The sequence below is a fragment of the Odoribacter sp. genome, from assembly GCF_985060555.1.
This window is the reverse complement of the sequence record NZ_CFKYFN010000037.1, coordinates 66,408-90,448: the sequence shown is the minus strand read 5'-3', so window position 1 is coordinate 90,448 and position 24,041 is coordinate 66,408. Positions and strand designations below refer to the sequence as shown.

Genomic DNA, 24,041 nt, shown 5'->3' with positions numbered 1-24,041 from the left:
TTTTTTGATTTAAAGACAGTTCGTTTAGAAAACTAGCCGAAGATCATCAGGATTTTTAAAAGTGTATCCGATGAGAAAATCGCTTTCAATTTGTCGATGCTTTTGTATTTCAGTGTTTTAACACTGTTTACTGAGATGTTCATTTCCTGTGCTATTTGCTGATTGTCGAGGCCTTGAAAAGCGAGCTGCATGACTTGTTTACTACGGGGAGGTAATTTTTCGATTTCCTTGATGATCTGTAAAGCGACATCTGTTTCGACTATAACATTGAAAATGTTCACTTCTTTGAGCGAACGGCTATTCACGAATTTTTCCTGTAATTTCAGTTTTCTTAACCATTCGAGAGAGAGGTTATGTACCAACATATACATATAATTATCGATGCTTTCGATTTCCTTCTCTTTGGACACTAATTCCCAAAGCCGTGCAAAAGCTTCCTGGACAATGTCCTCTGATGCCGATTTATCGTTCAGAAACCGGTTGGCTGCAAAACATAAAGGAGCATACAACCGATTCATTGTACTGGCAAATTCATTTGGAGAAGAATTTTTAATCCCTTGTTTTGCTGTTGATTTCATCTTTATTTAACCTGAAAGTCGAAAACAAAGGTAAAAAATTGTAAGAATCATTCATCTTTTTGGAAGACTTATTAGTCTTTAATATAAAGTGTAATTCGATATAAAACAAATTATGTGTCTTGTACAAGATCGTCAAAAATTGATTTTGTTGTTGCAAAAAGCTTATTTCGGGCAACTCTCTGAAGAAGAAGCCGGGCTGTTGGCTGAGTGGCGTAGTCGGTCTTCGGAACATGAGGCATTGTATCGGCGGATCATGAGCGGAGAAAGCCTGGCCGAACTGCTTGAGTGGCAAAATCATTTCGATCCGGAACAAGCGAATCGGTCGATTTTGCATCGGGTTGAAAAACGTAGATCTATTCGGATGAGGAAAATAGGTTTGCGGGTAGCTGCTATAGTTCTCCTGTTGCTGGGAATAGGAACGATATGGATTATAAATCGTCAGGGCGATTATAGACGGCAACAGGAATTGGCTTTTACATTGATTCACCCAGGAACTCCCCAAGCTATTCTTACTTTGGCGGATGGAAGGCAAGTGGTATTGGATAAGAAACCGGTAACCTTGAAATTAAATGAAAAACAATTTTTGACCGGAGATAGTGCTATATTGAATTATGCGGTTAATCTACCGAATGGTTTGGAAAATAATGAACAGCAAACATTAATGCATAAGGTGGAAGTTCCGGTTGGTGGTGAATATCGGTTAGTGCTTGCCGATGGTACTAAAGTCTGGATCAATGCTGAAAGTTCTTTGCAATATCCGGTAGAGTTTACTGCTGAACAGCGAACAGTAATTTTACAAGGTGAAGCCTATTTCGAAGTCGTTTCGGATACGCTGAAACCTTTTACGGTGAAAACGCCTGCCGGTTTGGAAGTGAAAGTTACCGGTACGCATTTCAATGTAGAGGCATATGCCGATCGTAGAACATGGAAAACCACTTTAGTAGAAGGAGGGGTGGAAGTCCGGCTTGGAAAATATCAAACCTATCTGCGACCGAATGAACAATTTAGTTTTGATCAGGAAACCAATCAGGGAAGCTTGAAAAAAGTAAATGTCAGGGAGGTCATCGCCTGGAAAAATGGCTGGTTCGTTTTTGATAATACTCCTTTGGAAGAAATCATGGAGACAATACGACGATGGTATAATATCGAAGTAGAATATCGGGATGCTGAGACGAAACAATTGTGTTTTACGGGTGACCTTAGTAAATATGATTCTTTTGAATCTGTGATTCGTATGTTCGAAGATACACAGAAAGTTAAGTTAAAAGTTCGGGCCAATCGGCTGATCGTAGAAAGACATTAATTCATAGAAATAGATGATAGAATATACCTAAAAATGGGGATTTCTCTTAAATAGAGCTCCCATTATCTTTGGACCTGCTAAAATGGTCGATTCATTTTGCGGATTTCCGCGAAAACAATGGACAGGTGGTGATTGAAAATAGGTAATTATTAATTAAAACAGTAAACATGAAAGTAATGTGTTATTTCAAACAAGGAACAATATCCCGGATGTTATTCAGAGGGATGTTGTTTGCATTGTTGGCTGTATGTTACCCGGAATATTCCCGGGCTGTTATTGCTGAGGATTATCAGGCGAATCGGTTGATTACGCTTTCTATGAAGAATATCTCTGTGGCTGACATTATCGGGCAAATCCGGAAAACGACAGATTATCGTTTCTTATTTCAGGTCGATGACCTGAAGGGAGTCCGGAAAGAGGTTTTCGAGGTTTCTGAAGCGACTATCCGGGAAGCGATGGATAAATTGGTGGCAGGAACATCACTGACTTATACTTTGCGGCAGGACGGAGTAGTCGTTTTATCTCAAACACAACCTCAATCCAGGGAATTTACCGTTTCAGGGTTTGTACTCGAGGCTGAAACCCGGAAACCGATACCCTATGCCACTGTTTTTATACCGGATTTACTGATCGGTACTTCTGCCCGGGAAGACGGGGCATTCACACTTAATCATGTACGTCCCGGAAAATTGAAACTTGAAGTTCGTTTTATGGGACGGATCAGTCTGGATACGGTTATTCAGGTGAATGCGAATGTGACGAATCTCCGTTTTTATTTGCAGGAAGAAAATTTCAGGTTGAATGAAGTACATATTACGGCCGAGAACAGCAAAGCCGGACAAGCTACTTCCTCCAAGATTTCCCGTTTGGCCATGGATCATATGCAGGCAACCAGCCTGGGAGATGTGATGCAGTTATTGCCGGGTGGGTTAGCAACCAATCCGAATCTGGGATACGCCTCCCAATTGAATCTCCGTATGATTTCCGAGAATGCTTCCGGCATACCGGGGGTGACGGATGGAGAAGAGGAAGCTGCCAATATGAATAGTTTAGGGACTCTGATTATCCGGGATGGGGCTCCCGTTTCCAATAATGCCAATCTGCAGACTGTAAGTCCTGCTATCACAGGTGCCGGGACTGCTTTGGGCGGAACATCTTCACCGGCCGGAGGTGTCGATGTCCGGGCTATCTCGACAGACAATATCGAGTCCATCGAAGTGATTCGGGGAATACCTTCTGTCGAATACGGAGATTTGACTTCAGGGGCTGTCATTATCAATTCGAAAGCAGGCCGGGAACCGTTCCGCTTACGTTTTAAAACCAACGAAAACATTTATCAGGTATCGGCTGGTAAAGGATTTAATCTGGGAGGGAAGAAAGGAAGCCTGAATATCAGTGGGGATTACGCTTATAATGTGACGGATCCTATGCAATCTTATGTATACTATCAACGGGCTGCTGCAAAAGTGATGTATTCGAATATATTCTTACATGATGTTCTCCGTTCCAATACTTCGGTAGAGGTGATATATGGGGATAATAAACGGAAACAAAATCCGGATGATGAACGGCTCCAACTGAAGAGCAACGGACGGGATCTCGGTATTGCGTTTAATACGAACGGAATTTTTGACCTGGATTACGGCTGGCTGAAAAATCTCCGTTATACGTTGGCAGTAAATTATATGAATAAGAAGAGTTATGAACAAAGATTATTGACAAATGCAACATATCAATATTCGATGACGACGACCGACGGTGCAATTCTGAGTAATCGGCCCGGTGTCGATTTGTATGACGATCAGGGAAATAAGCTGACCAATATTCCTGCCGGCGAAGAGACACTTTATGCCAATATGTTACCCAACGATTATCTTACCCGTTATGATATCGAAGGAAAAGAGCTGAATGTGTTTGCTAAAGTGATGGCTAATTTTGTCAAGCAAGGCAACCGGATCAATAACCGGATTTTAGTCGGGGCGGATTTTAAAAGCGATGGAAACAATGGAGATGGAAAGACTTTCGATCCGGCGACGCCTCCATACCGGGTAAATACCAGTCTGTATTCTTCTTTCCGCCCGCGGAAATACAGTGATATTCCGTTTGTAAACCAACTGGGAGTATATGCGGAGGAAAATTTCAGCCTGAATTTTGCCAGACGGAACCTGAATTTACAGCTCGGTATACGGTATGATAAATTGTTCGGACACCAGGATATCTGGACGCCCCGTTTGAATGCTTCTTTAGATGTATTGCCAAAAACATTTACGTTGAGAGGGGGATACGGGGAAACGGCTAAAATGCCCACAGTCCTTTATTTGCATCCGGAGAAGGCTTATTTCGAGATGGTCAACTTTGTGAGTCTGACAGATGATAAGATTCCCGAAGCTCAACGGTTGATGATGACGACGACCCGGGTTTTCGATACGGAAAACAAAGACCTGGAAATTGCTAAAAACCGGAAAGCAGAAGTCGGGTTCGATTTGAATATCAAAGGAGTGAGGCTGGCAGTCACCGCTTTTCAGGAACGCATGAATAACGGTTATTCGATGGCTTACTTGCCGACTACTTTTAAATCCGTCGAAAACAAACAATACAAAAGCGGGGAATTACCTGCCGATGGAGTGACTGCTCCTGCGCTGACCGAAAAGGGGACTTACCGGGTATTGATGAAATATATGACTCCTCAGAATAACATTACAATCAATACGCGGGGACTGGAATTCGATCTGAATCTCGGACGGTTCGATGCGATTCGTACCGCTTTTTCGGTCAATGGCGCCTGGTTACGGACAGAACGGTTCAATAACGGTTATACCTATTATGAAAAAGGCTCCGAAGATCCGGCCAAAGCTCCTCATGTGGGGATTTATGAAGCCGCTATGCGGAAAAATTATTCAGAAAGAATGGCGACGACTTTCCGGGTGACCCACAATATTCCCGATATCGGGTTTGTGGTGACATTGTCTGCTCAGGTGTTGTGGAAAGAGGCCAACTGGAGCCGTTTCGGAAATGATTCGATCCCAGTTAGTTATATCTCGAAAGAAGACGGGCAGGTATATCCTTTCGATCCGGCTAAAAAAGAGGATGCTGAGTTTACCGCTATCATGCGGACAGTCAACCAGAAAGACCGAATCCGGGAATCCATGCCTCCGACACTCTGTATGAATTTGTATCTGACGAAGGAAATTAAAGACTACCTAAGGGTATCGTTTTTTGCGAACAACATGTTCAGCAGTCGTCCGCTATACAAACAAAAACGGACTATCGGTTCCTATGAAAGAAGAAATATTCCGTTATTCTTCGGGTTGGAACTGTCGGCCATTATCAATTAGTTTGTTAGAATGAATCATGTTATATCAGTAAGCATATGAAATACAAAAATACATATACAATAGCTTTTTTCTTATGGATGGCAGCGGTTACGGGATCGTGTACCGATCAATTCGACAATGCCGATCAGGCCGATAAGATAGAAAAAATGACGATCATTGTGCAGGCCGACGTGAATGTGTCCGGTTTGCCTGCTCCCGAATATTTAAAGGTACAATTGAATAATTATTCGGAAAATCTGACGTTGGATGCTGAAATGGATGCCAGTGGAAAAGCTGAAATTTCCGGCGTTATCCCCGGGTTATATAGCATCAGTATCGATGGAAAAACTTCTTCGGAGGATGGTTCGGACTATTATCTGAACGGGAATGCCGTGAATTATCCGATCGTTAGCAGCGATAAACCGCTGGATATTTCAGTGCGTGCTCTCGTGGCTGGAAAGTTGATTTTTAAGGAAATCTACTATTCCGGTTCACGCCCTGCGACAGGAGGGGTTTACTTCAGGGATCAGTTTTATGAGATTTACAACAATACGGAGAATGTGATTTATCTGGATAAGTTATATATGGGACACTTACATCCGACGACAGCGACCACCAAATTACCGGTTTGGCCCGAGGAAGACGGAGATGACTATGTCTATGCCCAAACCCTTTGGCAATTTCCGGGGAATGGAACGGATTATCCTTTAAAACCGGGCGAATCCTGTATATTGGCCCAGGCTGCCCTGAACCATCAGCAGGAGTTGTTCAATCCCAATAGCCCTGTAGATTGTTCCAGTGCGGAATTCGAGTTTTACAATGGCTTTGCCCTGACTCCCGATCAGTCTGCCGTCAATATGAATATTGTTTACAATGACGGGACAAATGAGTTGTCTATTCCTTTTTATCTGACTTCTGTGTTTGGGGGCGCTTATGTACTTTTTCAGGTGCCGGAAGATGTCGATTATCGCCCTTGGATAGGGAATAAATGGCAGACCGTGGATTTATCCAGCTCGAGCAATACGTTATATGCCAGAGTACCTGTTGATTATATTCTCGATGTGGTAGAGTGCGGTACAAAACAAAGTGATCTGTCCGGGAAACGTGTCCCGGGATTTCTGGATGCCGGGATGACCTGGGTCGGAGGTTCTTATGTCGGGAAGAGCGTGGCTCGTAAGATGATCGGCACCCGACCCGACGGTTCGCCTATATTCCAGGATACGAATAACAGTACACAGGATTTCGAAATTCAGGATACTCCCCAGCTGAGGCGTTATGGGGTAAAGATGCCTGCCTGGAATCATCTGTTAGTGACCGGAGAATAGATCGTTAATGTTTAAAATTAGAATATTATGGTAAAGAATATATACTGCACGATAAAATATACCTGCTGTTCTTTGATGATGAGTATGGCGGTGACGGTCGGGGTCGCTCAGGAAAAAATCGCTGATCGCTTGAATACACCCGCTGCATTGGAAAATATGAAAATGCGGGGATTGTGGTCTCAGAGTAAGAATGCGGCCGGAGCTTTATTGGATTATTCATTCCGTTATGCCAGCGCAGACCTGGAATATCGGTTTTATGACGGAAATTTTCGTCGTCCTCAGCAGGGAGAAAGTGGGAATAATGTGGTTTTCGACACCGAAGGAGGAGGAAAGGTAAAGGATTTCTTTGCTTGGGGAAGTTTCAATTATTCGCGGGACAAGGTGAAAGAGGCGAATTTTAATTCTTCGATCATCGATCCGTATCGGGGAATGCCTTATTATACGGCCGATACCAACGTCAGTAACTGGAATAACCAGCATTATAGATTGAAAATGCGGGTAGCTACTCCTCAATTCTGGAACTTCCTTTCTTTCGGTCTGGATGGATACTATCAGAATTCCGTCGGGGCGAAACAACGCGATATGCGTACTAAATCGGTTTTCTATACGATTATTGTCCGGCCGGGAGTCGTTTTGTCTGCCGGGAAAAATCATCGTTTCGGTTTGGATTTTGAGTACGCCAGTGTACGGGAAGATTTGGAGATGAAAGCCGTCAATAGTTATGTCGAGCAGACTTATTACCTGCTTTCCGGTTTGGGAATGGCTACGGAAACTTCGGGTATACAACGCTTTTTGACCTACAACGGGAATCAGGTAGGCGGAGGTTTGCAATACAATTATGCCGGACGGATGAATATTTTACTGGATCTGGGTTATTCCAAGAAAGTAGAGGATGCGATTACCACTCCGACTTCTCCGCGTTATCTCGGGACGACGAAAGATGGATTATGGAGCGGTAAGTTGATGGCTTATATTCCCGATGCGAAGAAGAACACCCATTTTGTGGAGATGAACTGGCAGGAGCGGAAAATCGATGGGATCGAATATTTGCAAAAATGGGAAACGGATGGAGAAGAAGGAGAATATAAAGTGTATTACAAAAGTATCCGCTCTACCTACAAAACTCAAACGATGAGTTTGGACTATCGCTATGTGATCAACCGTGGAATGGAATATTCCTGGAAATTAGGTGCCGGTGTGAAATACTGGAAACAGGAGGAACGCTATCTGATCCCTGTTTCGACCCGGGATATAGAGAATACCAGGTTCGAAGTGAATGTGAAAAAGAATTTCTTTCTTTCAGACAATAATTTAAGACGATTATTGGTCGGTGTGAATTTGGGATACAATAAGAATAACAAAGCAGACTATGTATATGGGGGAAACTATCCGGACTATCGGGTGGTGACCGATTTGATGGGTGGAGATACCCGCTATTTGGGGGCTGATTATGGGGATCTTCATCTTTCGGCTGTTTATTCTCAGCTGGTGAATACCCGGACGACAGCTAATTTGTTTGCTAAAGTAGATTGGCAGTATTTGAAGACTCATAGTTATGACTTCGATCATCGGATGGTGATGAGTGTGAGCGTGGGGTGTCATTTTTAAATAGAGCGGTATGAATTATTTAAGCTCATTCAGTCTGGTTTGGATAGGTATGTTACTGATCGTTGCTTGTCAGGGAGAGAAAGATTTTTCTCTTCCTTATGAGAAATTTGTTTTGGATAACGGACTACAGGTCGTATTGCATGAGGATAAATCCGATCCTATCGTGTCCGTGGCGATTCAGTATCATGTGGGATCGGCGCGGGAGAAGCCTGGAAAAACCGGATTCGCTCATCTTTTTGAGCACATGTTGTTTCAGCGCTCCGAACATTTGGGCCGAAACGAATTCTTTAAAAAAATCGGCGAACTGGGGGGAAGTTTTAATGGGGCGACCGGACCCGACGGGACGGTTTATTATGAGACTGTACCTCGTGATGCGCTGGAGAAAGTGCTGTGGATGGAGTCCGACCGGATGGGATTTTTCATTAATACGGTGACCCGGAAAGGTTTAGAGAGGGAGATCGATGTCGTTTCGAACGAAAAACGGCAAAATGAAAACCGCCCCTTTGGGCAGAGTAACGGGATGATGTTAAAGCAATTTTATCCCGAAGGACATCCTTACCGTTGGCCGGTGATCGGTTCTATCGCCGATCTGCACGGAGCTACGGTAGACGATATAAAACAGTTCTATCGGAAATATTATGCTCCTAACAATGCGACCTTAGTGGTGGCAGGGGATTTTGACCGGAGGGAGGTGGAGGCGATGATCCGGAAATATTTCGGAGAAATTCCCGCCCGGGAGGAAGTAGAACCTGTCCGGCCGATACCTGTACAATTGGAAAAAACGTCGAAGTATGTCCTGGAAGATCGTTTTGCCAATGCACCCGGACTGGAAATGAATTTTTCCGGAGCAGAACAATTCCATCCGGATGCTTATCCTCTGCGCATACTGGCTTTATTGCTTTCTTACGGTAAGAATGCCCCTTTTTATAAAGTGTTGGTGGAAGATAATAAGTTGGCATCTTATGTGAATGTGGCGAGTAGTTCCCTGGAATTGAGCGGACAGGTATCGGTTTCTGTAAAAGCATATAAAGAAACCGATCTGAACACGGTATATCGGGGGATTCAGGAGGCTTTCGAAAGATTTGAGCAAGAGGGGATCCGGGATAACGATCTGGAACGTATGAAGATTATGCAGGAAACGATGCTGTATAATGTGATGATGTCTCTTGAAAGCAAAACACAGGCCTTAGCCCGGAACAACGTTTTTGCGGGGCGTCCCGATCAGATGGTGATCGATTTGGCACATTATCAGGCTGTGACGAAGGAAGAGGTGATGAGGGTGTATCGGAAATATGTAAGGGGAAAACATTTTGTGGCTTTGAGTACTGTCCCTCAGGGGCAAACGAGCTTAGCTCTGACTGGTTCTGTTGTTGTCCGACCCGATGAAGATAGTCCGGTCGGACAGAAATTAGTGGCAGATGAAGGGGCGGTTACGGATGACGATCCCTATGAGTATACGCCGTCCGTTTTCGACCGTTCGGTGGAACCTCCTTTGTTGGCAAATACGCCGGAATCGGCGATGCCACCCGTATGGACCGGTGAAATGAGTAATGGTATGAAGGTAAAAGGAATGGCCTATACCGAATTACCTGTTGTACAGTTTGCTGTCTACCTGAATTCGGGCATGCTTTGCGAGCCGAAAGGGAAATCAGGCCTGGCACGTTTGACGGCGGCGGTATTGAATTGTGGGACCCGGACCAAAACACCGGAAGAGCTCGAGGTTGCTTTGGGATTATTGGGTGCAAGGGTATCCTTCGGTGTTTCGACAGAACGAATGCAACTGTCCGGTAGTTGTTTGAAAAAGAATTTTCCTCAGGTCCTCCGTTTGGTAGAAGAGATGTTGTTGGAGCCTCGTTGGGATGAAACGGCTTTGGAATTAGCCCGTAAGCGCATGATCGGGAATATCCGGCAAAGTTCTACCGAACCCAAGGTTTTGGCCCGGCATGTCTTCCGGCAAATGATGTACGGGCCGGAGAACGTTTTGTCGAATTCGGCTTTAGCTTCCGAGAAAGAGGTTGCCGCCATTACCATGGAGGATATTAAAACTTTTTATAAAACCCATATCGTTCCCGGACAGGCGACGTTTGATTTTGTCGGGGGGTATGAGAAAAAAGAGGTGATGAAATTTTTACAGCCTTTAGCTCGGACCTGGACTACCGGAGGTGCTTCGCAGGAGAGATTGAACCTGAATTTTATGGCTCCTCAGGCAAAAGTATATTTTGTAGATTATCCGGGAGCTAAGCAGTCGTATATTCTTCTCGGATGTCCGGCTATGCCTAAAGCCTCGAATGATTATTATCCGGCAAAAATGGTGAATCAGCTGTTGGGGGCTTCTTCCAATGCTTTATTGTTCGATGTGTTGCGTTTGCAACACGGTTATACTTACGGGGCGTATTCATTTTTCGATTGCGGGAAATATGCGAATGAGTTCCGGGCTACTTCGAGTGTACAGGCGGCTTATACGCTCGAAGCAATGCAACTGTTTAAAAGTTGTATTTCGACCTATGGAGAGCAGTTTACAGAACAAAGTCTGGTCAAAACCAAAGATGCGATGTTCAAGGAAAATGCTGCCGCTTTCGAAATGCCCGATGCCCGGTTGGACCTGTTGTCGGAAATGACGGTCGATGGTTTGCCTGTGGATGATTTGAAACGGCAGGAACAGCTTCTGAAACGGATGACGCTCCCGGAGGCGAAAGCGTGTATCCGTAACTGGTTGGATTATGACCGGATGTTTTTTGTTGTCGTGGGAGATGCGGCATCCCAGTTAGACCGGATTCGAAAAAGTGGATTGGGTGAAGTGAAGGTCGTTGACCTTCAGGAATTACGTTAAGGTTTTGCAATTATTAATCGAGACCTGAAAAGCCGGGATAGTATGGTTTTATACTTCCTGCTGGAAGGTCGATAAAAGGTGAAGTATGAATTTAATGAAGTGTATGTTTGCAGGGATAGCTTTGCTGGCTGTTTCTTTTGCCTGGGGGCAAACGATCGTTGCTCCTCAGCAACGGCCGGAAAAGACTTCTTTTGCTATCGTAACCGATCAGGTGACCTGGGAAAAGTGCAGGCCTGAGATCGAAAATTACCGGGCGGTGCTTGAACAGGAACAATTGCCTGCTTATATACTGGCCGGTCAATGGAAAAATCCGGAACAAATAAAGGAGTTGTTGATGCGTCTCTACCGGGAGAGCCGTTTGGAAGGTGCTGTATTTATCGGTGATATACCGATTCCGATGATCCGGAAGGCACAGCATATGACTTCTGCTTTTAAGATGGATGAGGAGAAGTCGCCGAGGCTGGATTCTTCCGTACCTTCCGACCGGTTTTATGATGATTTTGACTTGAAGTTCGATTATTTAGGTCAGGATACGACTTCTGCTTTGTTTTTTTATTATAATCTGGCTGCCGATTCGCCCCAGGCTTTGTGCTGTGACATATATACCGGAAGGATCAAACCGCTGGAAGATGGGACTGACCGCTACCAGCAGATCAGGGATTACCTGAACAAAGCAGTGGCTGCTCATCAGGAAAATAATATCCTGGATCAATTTGTTTCTTATACCGGAGAGGGTTCTTATTCCAATTCCCTGACAGCCTGGCGGATGGAACAGATGATCTTGCGGGAACAACTGCCAGGAGTCTTCGACCGGGAAAATAATGCCCGTTTTATGCGGTATAGCATGTGGGACTACCCAAAAGAAGAAGTCATCGCTGCCTTACAACGGGAGGACTTGGATATGCTGATTTTTCATGAGCATGGAATGCCCTACCGTCAATATATTTCGGCTACTCCCAGGACTCATGATCCGGAAGAATATACCGAATTTCTGAAACGGGAATTCCGTTCGAAATTACGAACTGTTGCGGATAGGCAGGGAGATGTCGCCGGTCAGATGAAGAAGTGGTGCGGAGAATATCACCTGGATACTTCCTGGTTTAGCGGTGCTTTCGACCCCGAATGGATTCGTAAAGATTCTATAGCGGATGCGCAGTTGGGTATTGTATTGGAAGATATACCGTCGATTGCTCCCAATGCCCGTTTCGTTATTTTCGATGCCTGTTATAACGGGGATTTCCGTGAGAAGGATTATATTGCCGGACGTTATATCTTTTCGAAAGGGAAATGTGTCGTGGCATTTGCTAATTCGGTCAATGTCCTGCAGGATAAGTCGGCGAATGATTTGTTCGGCTGGTTGGGTTTCGGAACCCGGATCGGATTGTGGGCCCGTTATACCAATATTCTCGAATCGCATATTATCGGAGATCCGACTTTTTGTTTCTCTTCCGGACGGGAAGGGATGGATTGTAATACCTGGCTGACGACTTCCGAATCGCCTGCCTTCTGGTTGGAAATGCTGAGAGATTCTCCTTATGCCGATTTGCAAAATATGGCTTTGTTGAAATTATTTCAGCAAGAATATCCCGGGATATCGGACACGCTGCGTATGCGTTTTGAAACTTCGCCCTATGCAGTTGTCCGCTATACCTGTATGTCGCTGTTGGAAGAATTGAATGATCAGAATTTCCGGGAAGTGTTGAAACTGGCCGTGACTGACCCGTATGAATTTATCCGCCGGATAGCGATCCACCGGATGGGACGGATCGGTGCTCCGGAGTTCTTGCCTTTTATTATCGATACTTATCTGAACGATTATTTGTCGGAACGGGTGAATTTCAATGTCCTGACTGCTTTGGAAGCTTATCGGTGGCAGGAAGTCGATGCTGTACTTGAAAAAGAACTGGCGCAATCGACTTTACGGAATAAAGACGACTTTCGGACAAAATTACAAAGCAGATTGAGTAATGAGCGGATGTGGAAAGTAACTGACGATATGCCCGATCCGGAAAAACCTGAAAAAGATAAAATCTTTTATATCCGTTATCTGAAAAATCTGAACTATCATCCCGGAGTGCCTGTTTATCTCGAGCTGGTGAAAGATACATCGGCCTCTCCCGCGCTTCGGAAGTCGTTGATAGAATCTTTGGCTTGGTTCAACTTGTCCGAATATAAGAAAGATATCATCACCACTTGCGAAGGACTCTTGCAAGATCAGACAAATACACCTGATTTCCGGCAAGAAGTGTTGAGGACTTACCATCGTCTGAAAGGTGATCTGAAAAACGGGAAATAAAAAAATACGACCTATGAAAAATTGGATTTTTATCTTCATGATATCGATGATCACTCTACCGGGATATGGTAAAGTGAAGGTGCAGAAACCGAAAATGAAACACCCGACTGCTTTTGCCATCCTGGTAGATGAGGTGACTTATGAGAAAATTCCGGGGGCGATAGAAGCTTATCGGGATGCGATCGAAAAAGACGGTTTGTCGGCTTATATTGTCAGCGGAAACTGGGAATCTCCGGATCAGGTAAGAAAGGAGATTGTCGCCCTGTCGCGGCGTAAACCCGTTTTGGAAGGGATCGTTCTGGTCGGGGATATTCCGGTGGCGATGATCCGGAATGCACAACATCTGACGACAGCCTTTAAAATGGATGAAGAAGCCTTCCCTTTTATCGAATCGTCGGTCCCTTCCGACCGGTTTTATGACGACCTGCATCTGACTTTTGATTTTATTCGCAGGGATTCGGTACACCCGGATTATTTCTATTACAAATTACGGGAAGACAGTCCCCAGCAATTACAGCCGGCTCTCTATTCCGGGCGGATCAAATATCCGGAGGCGAAGGGGGAAGATAAATATAAAGCGATAGCTGAGTACCTCTATAAGGTCGTACGTGAAAAACAGGAAACGAACGAATTGGACTGTTTTACTTCTTTTACGGGAAATGCTTACAATTCCGAATGTTTGTTGGCATGGATGGATGAGCGGCTGGCATTGGAAGAAAATTTTCCTTTAGCATGGAAAAATAGCCGGACCGCCAAGTTCCTGAATTTCCGGATGGCCGATTATATGAAGTTTCATTTATTCGATGAATTGCAGCGGGATGAATTGGATGTGATGTTGTTTCATGAACATGGGGCTCCGGATCAGCAGTATATTTGTGAAGGGCCTGCCCCGGTGGGAATGAACGGTTATGTGAAGGGGATTAAAGCGGCTATTTATAACGAGGTGAGGAAAGAAGTCAGGAAAGGAAAAGGCACGCCGGAAGAAATTCAGGATTACTTTATTCAGGAATACGATTTAGAAAAACATTTCTTCGACGATCTCTATCATCCTGAGTTGTTGAAAGCAGACTCCATCGCAAATGCCAATACCGGGATCGTATTGGAAGATCTGAAGCAAATGAACACTTATCCCCGTTTTGTGATGTTCGATGCTTGTTATAACGGTTCGTTCCATTTACCGGGCTATGTGGCCGGATATTATATTTTTAACGACGGGAAAACGATTGTCGCCCAGGGAAATAGCCGGAATGTACTACAAGACAGATGGACCATCGAGATGATCGGTCTTTTGTCTCAAGGTATACGGGTGGGGCAATGGAATCGGTTGATTGCAACGCTCGAGGGACATATCATCGGTGATCCGACTTTCCGTTTTTCAGTGGCTGTACCTCATACTCTGGCCCTGGATATTGTGAAAAATCCGGCAGACCGGCAATTATGGGAAAAATACAGCCGGTCTGCAATACCGGATGTACAATCCCTGGCATGGCGGATGTTGGCCGATCAGGATGAACGACACGAACTATCTCCCCGTTTGTTGAAATTATTCCGGGAATCACCCTGCAATAGTGTGAGGATGGAAGCCTTGAAGTTATTGAGTCGTTATGCAAACGACGATTTTGTAGAAGCTATACGCCTGGGATTGTACGATGCTTATGAGTTGATTCGCCGGAATGCAGCTGCTTATGCCGGAAAATGTGGCGATCCCCGCCTGATCGGAGATGTCGTTCGTGTATGGTTGAATACTCCCGAATCAGAACGGGTAAATGATGTGCTGCAGTCGGCCTTGTATCTCTTCCCGGTGGAAAAGGTAACGGAGGAATTAAAGACTTTGCAGAAGTCTGCAACAACGGTGACTCCTTTTGCGTTGAGACAACGGCAAATCGGGGAGATGATCGGAAAGCTCACAGATAAAAAGCAAAATCGCTGGTTGGATTATGCAGAAATTCCAAAGGCTACTCTGTCCTTGAAAAAACAGATTTCAATGATCCGGTATATCCGTAATAATCCGTTTCACTTTAATGTAGAAGCTTATTTGAAGCTTCTCGGTAATGAAGCATACGATAAGGAAGTCCGGATCCACATGGCGGAAGCGTTGGGATGGTTTAACTATTCCTACCGAAGGGATGAAATTCGTACAGCTATGGAAAAGATGCTTGAAAAAGGGGGATTGCCCGAAACTGTACAAAGAGAAGTATGTCAAACGATTAACCGATTGAAATAAATGATGAAAGCTTTACTGTTACTTTTATGGTTACTCCCTTTGTGGAGTTGGGCAAAACCGGAGATGATCCGGCCGAAAGTGAAAACTTCCACCGCTTTTGCTATTGTCGTCGACCGTCAAAGTTACGACAAAGTGAGAACAGCTGTAGAGGCCTATCGGGATGCGATCGAAAAGGATGGACTGGCGACCTGGATCCTGATCGATGATTGGGAAAGCCCCGCAGAAATCCGGGCCTTGCTGAAAGAATTGTATGAGGATCGCCGGATGCCTTTAGAAGGGACGGTTTTTGTCGGGGATATACCGGTTCCGATGATCCGGGATGCCCAGTTTTTGTCTTCTGCCTTCAAAATGGACCAGAAACGTCCCTGGGATCAGTCGAGTATTCCTTCCGACCGTTATTATGACGATTTCGGTTTGCAGTTCGATTTCCTGAAACAGGATTCCATTCAGCCGTTGTATTTTTATTATAGCTTGAATCCGAATTCGGCGATGCAAATCCGGTCGGATATCTATTCTGGACGGATCAAGCCGATGGCCCGGGAAGGAAAAGATAAATATGCGATTTTGGAACGTTACCTATGGAAAGTGGTACGTTTGAAGGCAGAAAAGAATCCTTTGAACGATCTCACCGTGGCCCGTGGGCATGGGTATAATTCCGAAGCCCGGGAAGCCTGGTCGGGTGAGCAGTTGGCGTTGCGTGAACAGTTGCCGGATTTATTCCGGCCGGGGAGTTATGTCCGGTTTTATGATTACGGCATGCAATACCCCGCCAAATTTCCTTATCTCTCCGCTACCCAGCGGGAAACGGCCGATGTCATTTTATTTCATCACCATGGAGCCGACGATACCCAATATCTGAACGGCTATCCGGAAGGTAGTGGGGTGAATCTTTCTATTGATAATGTGAAACGCTATCTGCGGAGTAAGATCGTGACGGCTTATGAGCGTAAAAAAGATGTCGAAAAGACGAAGCAGGATTATAGTCGATCCCTGGGGGTTCCTGTTGCCTGGATGGAGGATGCGCTCGATCCGGAGGTTATGGCACAGGATTCCCTTTTCAATGCCCGGATGGATATTCATTTGAGCGATATTCATGCCCTTCGGCCCAATGCCCGTTTCGTGATGTTCGATGCCTGTTTCAACGGTTCTTTTCATTTGGAGGATTGCATTGCCGATGCTTATATTTTCGGTGAGGGAAATACAGTGGTTACTCAAGGGAATACGGTGAATACCATTCAGGACAAATGGCCCGACGAATATTTGGGGGTACTGGCCTGTGGCGTGAGAATCGGTCAATGGGCGCGACATGTGCATTTTCTGGAAACACATATTATCGGTGACCCTACTTATCGTTTTGCAAATACCGGGGATTCCCGGTTGGACTTGAATAAGATTCTCGTCAAAGAAAAGAAAAACGTGGCGTTGTGGCATCGCATGCTGAAACATCCGCTTCCCGATGTGCAGGCAATGGCCTTGCGGAAACTCTTTGAAAATCAGGACAAGGGGCTGGATCTTTTGTTGCAGTCTGTTTATCGGTCTTCGCCGTATGGTGTGGTCCGGATGGAATGTTTGAAATTATTGTATGAAATGAACAGCCCGGTACTTTTTGAAATATTACCCTTGGCTGTGGATGACAGTTACGAACTGGTCCGGCGGTTTGCCGTTATTTATGCCGGTAAGACAGGAGCTGACGAAGCTATTCCGGCAGTAGTCCGTTCGTTACTGAATGACCGCTTGTCCGCCCGGGTGAACTATCAGGCCCGGGAAGCTGCGGGACTTCTGAATCCGGATAAAATGCTGGCGGAGATACAGAAACAAACCACGGAGGGGGCGTATTGGGTAGATGAAACCGATTTACTGAAAGCATTGACGACTTTGATTCAACGGGGAGCTGCCTCCTGGGAAAACAATATCGCGGTCGTATTGAATAAGACTTCCAAAGCCAAAGATAAACGGTTTGAAATCGGTAGACACCGCAATCAAAACTATGCCCGGTCGGTAGAACCCCTGATTACCTTTATGCTGGACGCTTCGCAGGATATGGATTTACGGATCAGGACTGTCGAAGCCCTGAGCTGGTATAATCATTCGGTGAAACGGCCGGAAATTATTGCGGCTTGTGAAAAACTGATTGCTGCAAACGAAAATTCCCGTTTGGTCGACGAGGCGGTGAAAACTAAAAATAGGTTGATCGATTAAAATAGGAAAGTAAATGATAAGAATTGTCCCAAAATCGATATATCAAAAATCGATTTTGGGATAATTTTTTATTTAATGCCTTTTCGGTTTCGCTTTCAGTTTTTCGGGACGCATTGAATATTCTTTGACGCCGTATTTGGGCTGATTTTGGAGGAACTCGGGCAGATGTTTCTGAATTTCCGGGTTGGTCCGGATGAAGTGTTCCAGTTGGTTGGCATAATCGAAATGGGTAGTTGCGTCATCCCGGTTAGACATATTGTAAGCCATATACCGCGAATATTCCAGGCATTTTTCTTTCCAGAATTCCGGATAATCTTTATAAGTGGCTGAACGGGTCATAAAGCGAAAATATATACAAAGTTCTTCACGGAAAGCACCGGGATCAGCTACCATTTGGTCGATGAGCCGGGCAGCTTCTTCGTATTTTTCGGCACTAATCAGTCGGTCGGCCTCGTTTTTCCGGGTAAGGAATGTTTTTCCTTCGAAATCAGGTATGGCTGCCAATTCGGCGGCATCCGGGCAGTAGTTACATTCTTTGAATAATTTACTGTCTACTGCCTGGGTTCCGTGAATTTTGTGGTATTTGTCGATATCGGAACAAAGCATTTTAAACAGTTTGTTGTCCCGTCCGTGGATGGATTTCACGAATAAGGCCCATACTTTCGGATTTTCCAGTGAATAACCCGGCTTCGTGATCAGTTGTTCGGCACATTTTTCGCTTTCTGTCCGGTTATAGCGGGAGGCTGCATAATAAGCGTAATCAAGTAGGAATTCCGGTTTGGTATTGCCTGCTTTCTGTTGTTCCATCAGATAGACAGAGGTCTTTTTCGGATCCAGGGCCGAAGCTCCGGTGAAAAGGAAAGTTTCCCGGTCTTGATTACTACCGGAGATATGGATTGCTTTTTCGGTTTTGGGATTTACAAAAACAAAGGTGGGGAAGGAAGCTACTTCGTATTTTTTGGCTAATTCGACTCCTTCGCCTGTTTCTGCATCAATCTTCAGGCATACAAAATGATCGTTGTAAAAATTACCTACACTTCCTAAGGTGAAGATGTTTTCAGCCATATTCAGGCAGGGGCCGCACCATTGGGTATAGAAATCGATAAAAATCGGTTTTTTCTCTTTTTTCGCCATAGCCTTGGCTTCTTCCCAGCTGCAATGCCGGAATCGGATACCTTCTTGGGCAACTGCCTGGAAGGCGATAAAGAGACTGAACAGGAAAATTAATTTTTTCATTTTACTTCAGAGTTACAAAAATTATCGCAGTTAAAGGGGTTACAACGGTTTAGTCGTTCCTTTTAACCGTTGTAACCTTTAAAACTTTTTATCTCTCGTACTGCGGCATTCCCGGATTGTAATTCAAAATCATTTGATTAATCGGGAAGATGTACCGATTGTCGTTCGGTGCAAGGGTAAAGGTCTCACCGTCTGCTGTATGGGTGATGTTTTTTTGGAATTTGTCTTCATAATTGAGACGTTTCAGGTCTATCAGGCGGTGGAAACCCGTGAAGGCAAATTCCCGGCGACGTTCGTCCAATACGATGCGGAGCGCTTCGTCCTTGTCGGTTGCTGTCAGGGCTACGTTGTTTTTGATGCGGTTGTCACGCAGTTTGTTCACATAGCTCATTGCATTGTCTTTGGAGCCGACGCGGGCTTCGCATTCTGCGGCAATCAGCATGTTTTCGACAGTGGAGAAACCTACGTTCTGATAAGCATATAGAATATAGCAAGTCTCCCCGTAAAAATAATCGGTACGTCCCATGTTGACGGTATCGTCGGCATAAAACAAAGCACGGCGCTGGTCTGTCGCTCCTGCAGGCAGGTTACGCTCAAATGTTGCAAGAAAATCCTTGCTGACCGGAATGGTTACACGTCCGCTTTGCAGACGGACAAATACGGCTTCCGGATTGTCATCCTTTTCGAGCATTGGTGTACCATCGGGCAAGACGATACGTCCCCAGGTAGTTTTATCCTTTGTCTGATAAGGGCACAAATCTTGCAATTTGTCGTTCAGTTTCAGTGCCTCTTTTGCTTCGGTGAGAGCATCGTCATAACGTCCCATGTAGAGATACAGGCGGGCATAAAAAGAGTGAAGGCTGCCTAAATAGGGATGGAATAAGTTAATGGGGACTTCTTTCAGGCTTTTAGAAGCTTCTTTTAAGTCATCCTCTATTTGTTTGTATACTTCGGCAACAGTGGCACGGGTGTATGTTTGATCTACAAGATCCTTTGTGATCAAAGGAATGCCATAATCGGTTGCTGCCGTTTCTTTGTGATAATGGCGGGCGTAGATGTTGACCAATGCCAGGTATTCGAAAGCACGCTGGTAGAGCGCTTCGGCGCGCAGGCGATGTTTTTCTGCATCGGTGGCATCGGTAGAGGAAAGCACGTTGTTGATAATAGTGTTGAATGTGTAAATACGCTCATAAGCGGCATTCCACAAGTTGTCATCTGACCCCGGCGTGTAAATCTGTCCGCCTTTGAATGAGTAGAGATTGCGCTCGTGGTCATCTTGGTTTGCATACGCCAGGTCGGCAGCAGAAACGGTATCGTCCAATAAATGCACGTCATCTGTCAGATAAAATGCATCTGTGCTCATGCAGCTATTGAGAGACTGACTGGCCAACAATTTCACATAGTCTTCAAAAGCTTCGGGAATCGCATATCCTTTCGGTTTGTTTCCCAAAAAATGGTCGCATCCTTGACTTACTATCAGTAGGGTGCAGAGTATCGGATAAATGTATTTTCTCATTATTGTTCTCATTTTAGAAATTAACTGATAAACCGAATGTCACATTTGCCGGGAGGTGAGAGCCGCGTGAGGGTGAAAGGCTGCTGCCGTTCCATACTTCGGGGTCTAAGTTGTCCCTATTGGCGGCCCAGTACCAAAGGTTCTGTACCTGTACATTCAGGCGGATACCTTGAATCATGTATTTTTTCAACAAATGTGGGGGAATGGTATAACCAAGAGTCACATCGCGCAATTTGATGTAGTCGCCTTTCTGTACATGTTTGTCGGCTGCACTCCAAAGGTCTTTTGCTTTCATGGCTGCCTGGTTTTGGAAAGCAAAAGCCGGGTTGATGTCCGGATTGTTGTTATCCTCTGCGCTTTTCCAGTAATTCATCAGGTCGCGGTCGGCATTGGAGGTGCGGTAAATAGGATGCTGTGCAATCAACATGCCTGCTTTTACATCGCGCATTACATGACCGCCGGCATAGATAAACATGAAGGAAAGATCAAAACCTTTATAACTTAAACGGTTAGTAAATGATGCATTGAAACGTGGCTCGTAAGTACCCGAGTAAACTAAATCTTCCTTGGTCAAAAGGTCGGCAGATTTTACAATTTCTCCATTCTTGTTATAGGCGGTTGGAATACCGTTTTCATCCAAACCAGCATAACGAACGCTGAACATGGAATTCATGGCATAATTTTTACGGGTGTTCAGTTTGCTATAGTAACTGTAAGCCGATTCATCAGAAGTCTCGACTTCAAGCACTTTATTTTTGTTGTATCCGAATATGAAGTTAGAAGTCCATGAGAATTCATTCGTTTTGATATTCTCACTGTTCAATACGATTTCTACACCTCGGTTGTACAAACTGGCAAAGTTCATCAACATGGAACTCCATCCCAGGGTCGGATCGGTGGAGAAGTCTCCCAAAAGATCACTACTCTTTTTGTTATAGAATTCGACAGAGCCGTTCAAACGGTTTTGGAATAAATTGAAATCTACTGCGATGTTGGTTACTTGGGTCTTTTCCCAACGCAATGACGGGTTTGCCGGACTTTTGATATAGAATGCGCTTTCATTGGTATAGTAGTTGTTCCTGTCTGCTGCGGCAATCAGGTAAGGACCGTTCTTTTTAGAAACGTTACCGTTGATACCGTAAGTGGCACGAAGCACAAGACGATCTAACCAATTGGTTTTGTTTTGAAACAGAACATAGTGGGCACCTACAGACCATAAAGGTTTATACTGATATTTGGGGTCTGTACCGAAAAGGTTTGATTGGTCAATACGGATACTTCCATTCACGGTCAGACGGTTGTCTAAAGTATAGGATGCATTTCCATAAAATGATACATAACGGTTGTCCACATGCGAGAAACCCGGAGTCTTGTTGTTGAATGAGAATGTTCCGTATATACTTTGAGTGCCCCGAAGCATTTGATTCAAGTCAAGCGCGTTGATTTCGCTGTACACCAATGTCTGATCATCGTATCCCAAACGGTAGAAACCGTTTTGAGAGGTAACGACTTTCCGCCGTTCTGCGCCGACAAGCACTTGTAAGTCATGACGCTCGGAAAAGGTGTTGTTATAGTTCACTTGGGCACGCATCGTGTAGGAATTATTGTCCGTATTGGTCTGCACAATCTGTCCTCCGACAGGGATGTTGTATTTTAACGTACCGTTTGGATTTAATACGGCAGCATCGTTAATCATAGTTTTTACATCCAAAGCATTTTTCGTGTCATATTGCTTCGTGAATCCGGTGGTATTTTCCGTCTGGTAACGCAATTCGAGGTTCAGCCCGTCAATAATCTTGAATTTGGCTCCGAAATTCAAGTTCAGGTAACGGCTTTTTGCCGTATAGTGGCGAGATGCCATTTCATTGACCGGAATATAGGTCTCGTCCATCAACCCGATACTTTTCAAACGGTCGATTTCTGCCTGTGATTTGGTATTGTACATCTGGAGCGGATTGCCTTCGTCGTCACGCAACATATAATAGGAAGAGGTACCCGCATTCAACAAGTTCATACCCAACACGCCATTGTCGTAATCTTCGGACTTATTGCTGCCGATGATGCCTGCATCCAAAGTAAACCACTTAAAGAGATTAAACGTATTTTTGATATTAAAACCTATACGTTTCGTTTTCTGTTCTCGTTCGTATGGAGCGGTTCCGGTGTAGTTTATAGAAAAATTGTATTTGTAGATGTCCGAACCACCATTAAATGAAAGGTTGTGTTGGTGCGTGATAGCCCTTTTACGAAGGAATTCATCAATCACTTGGTTGTACCTGTCATGTGTACGGTAGGGTTTCAATTTCGTTTCAAGTTCCGATTCGCTTAATTTGCCGTCTCTCCAATCCAGCAATAACAATTGCACATCGTTTTGGAAACGGTTGGCATCATAACGATTTACATTCGGGAAAGTTTGAATCAACATTTTTTGGAAGTCCACCAATTCCGAACTGGACATTTTGTTTGCATAATCCCTATCGGGGAGGCCTTGCAATTTGATACTTCCGTTATAGTTGACACGCGGTTTGCCTGTTGAACCGCTGCGCGTTGTGATAACAATTACACCGTTGGCGGAACGAGCTCCGTAGATAGAAGCAGCTGTAGCGTCTTTCAATACTGTGATATTCACAACATCCGAAGGGTTAAGCACATCCAATGGCGTAGTTTGGCTGCCCGGTTCTCCTTCAAACGGAATACCATCTACTACATATAACGGTGTCTTGTCGCCATTCAAGGTAGAGACTCCTCGAATCTGAATATTCCCGCGGTTCGAAGTCAATCCGGCCACCTTCCCTTCCAGACGATCCATAACGTTGGTTTGTAATTTCCCTTCCATATCTTTGGGAGAGATGATGGCGAACGAACCGGTTGCCCGTTCTTTAGAGATGGTCTGGTAACCGGTGACGATGACTTCTTCGATCATCTTCGATTCCGGTTTCAGGTCGAAGTTGTAGACTTCCTGGTTAGGCATCACTTTCACTTCGGCATTGCTGTAACCGATGAAGGAGGCCACCAGCAATTGGCCCGCTTCTGTCGTTTTTAGCGTGAATTTCCCATCGACGTCTGTAGCGACACCTACTGTAGTACCTTTAAAGAAAACACTGGCTCCTACAATCGGATCTCCGTTTTCGTCTTTCACAACCCCCCGGATGGTTTGTCCGGCTTTAGCTCCTTTCTGATTGCCGGCTACTGCTGCCGGAGTCGGTTGTTTCCCTGCCGGAGCCAGCATAATCTGATGATTGGAAATGGAGTAAGTGATGTCGGCAATGGCTCCCAATTGTTCCAAAGCTTTGTCTAAAGATACACCATTACATTCCAGATTAACTTTCTGGTTGACATTGATGGTACTCGAGGAATAGATAAACGAGTGCTTACTTTGCTGCTCGATTTCTTTCAATACCTCTTTTAAAGATTGATTTTTAGCATGAATGGTGATTGTAGGTTGCTGCGCCCACACCGCATTCCCTGACATTAGCACACATACCAGCAGGAATAAAAGCCGTTTCAGGTAGTTGCTTTTTCCGGCTGGAATAGCTGATACATCGTTTTTCATATAAATTTGGTTAATTTGTTTAATGTATATAGAATACACATAAAAATGCGAATACCCTA

Annotated in this window: 12 protein-coding genes; 8 read left to right on the top strand and 4 right to left on the bottom strand. The window is 44.8% G+C overall.

Annotated elements, in window-relative coordinates:
• Positions 1-32: 32 nt before the first annotated feature.
• The gene (locus AC5RDS_RS05220; RefSeq protein ID WP_022161160.1) at positions 33-578 is read right to left on the bottom strand and encodes a sigma-70 family RNA polymerase sigma factor; all 546 of its coding nucleotides are present in this window, start codon (positions 576-578) and stop codon (positions 33-35) included.
• A 112-nt stretch (positions 579-690) separates the two neighbouring features.
• Between AC5RDS_RS05220 and AC5RDS_RS05215 the strand changes: the two genes are divergently transcribed.
• From AC5RDS_RS05215 to AC5RDS_RS05180, 8 genes are all read left to right on the top strand, one after another.
• Positions 691-1,881, top strand: a complete 1,191-nt coding sequence (locus tag AC5RDS_RS05215) for a FecR family protein (protein ID WP_022161159.1) — start codon at positions 691-693, stop codon at positions 1,879-1,881.
• Between the two features lie 167 nt (positions 1,882-2,048).
• Positions 2,049-5,216, top strand: coding sequence for a TonB-dependent receptor (locus tag AC5RDS_RS05210; protein ID WP_087381159.1), 3,168 nt, complete (start codon positions 2,049-2,051; stop codon positions 5,214-5,216).
• A gap of 35 nt (positions 5,217-5,251) precedes the next feature.
• Complete coding sequence (locus AC5RDS_RS05205) at positions 5,252-6,520, top strand: DUF4876 domain-containing protein (protein WP_022161157.1); 1,269 nt, start codon at positions 5,252-5,254, stop codon at positions 6,518-6,520.
• A gap of 27 nt (positions 6,521-6,547) precedes the next feature.
• Positions 6,548-8,128: a DUF6850 family outer membrane beta-barrel protein gene (locus tag AC5RDS_RS05200; RefSeq protein WP_046403094.1), complete on the top strand. Its 1,581-nt coding sequence runs from the start codon at positions 6,548-6,550 to the stop codon at positions 8,126-8,128.
• 10 nt (positions 8,129-8,138) lie between these two features.
• Positions 8,139-10,958 carry a M16 family metallopeptidase gene (locus AC5RDS_RS05195; RefSeq protein WP_022161155.1) on the top strand — a complete coding sequence of 940 codons (2,820 nt, stop codon included), beginning with the start codon at positions 8,139-8,141 and terminating at the stop codon, positions 10,956-10,958.
• 85 nt (positions 10,959-11,043) lie between these two features.
• Complete coding sequence (locus AC5RDS_RS05190; RefSeq protein WP_236252345.1) at positions 11,044-13,254, top strand: HEAT repeat domain-containing protein; 2,211 nt, start codon at positions 11,044-11,046, stop codon at positions 13,252-13,254.
• 13 nt (positions 13,255-13,267) lie between these two features.
• Positions 13,268-15,478, top strand: a complete 2,211-nt coding sequence (locus tag AC5RDS_RS05185) for a HEAT repeat domain-containing protein (protein WP_022161153.1) — start codon at positions 13,268-13,270, stop codon at positions 15,476-15,478.
• Positions 15,479-17,677 carry a HEAT repeat domain-containing protein gene (locus AC5RDS_RS05180; RefSeq protein WP_046403093.1) on the top strand — a complete coding sequence of 733 codons (2,199 nt, stop codon included), beginning with the start codon at positions 15,479-15,481 and terminating at the stop codon, positions 17,675-17,677. It begins immediately after the preceding gene.
• A gap of 72 nt (positions 17,678-17,749) precedes the next feature.
• Here AC5RDS_RS05180 and AC5RDS_RS05175 read toward each other — a convergent pair whose 3' ends face one another.
• The 3 genes from AC5RDS_RS05175 to AC5RDS_RS05165 all read right to left on the bottom strand — a co-directional run bounded on the left by AC5RDS_RS05175 (position 17,750) and on the right by AC5RDS_RS05165 (position 23,982).
• Positions 17,750-18,913, bottom strand: a complete 1,164-nt coding sequence (locus AC5RDS_RS05175) for a thioredoxin family protein (RefSeq protein WP_494222240.1) — start codon at positions 18,911-18,913, stop codon at positions 17,750-17,752.
• 88 nt (positions 18,914-19,001) lie between these two features.
• On the bottom strand, positions 19,002-20,429 hold the full coding sequence (locus AC5RDS_RS05170; RefSeq protein WP_046403089.1) for a RagB/SusD family nutrient uptake outer membrane protein: 1,428 nt from the start codon (positions 20,427-20,429) through the stop codon (positions 19,002-19,004).
• 13 nt (positions 20,430-20,442) lie between these two features.
• On the bottom strand, positions 20,443-23,982 hold the full coding sequence (locus tag AC5RDS_RS05165; protein ID WP_022161149.1) for a SusC/RagA family TonB-linked outer membrane protein: 3,540 nt from the start codon (positions 23,980-23,982) through the stop codon (positions 20,443-20,445).
• Positions 23,983-24,041: the final 59 nt, after the last annotated feature.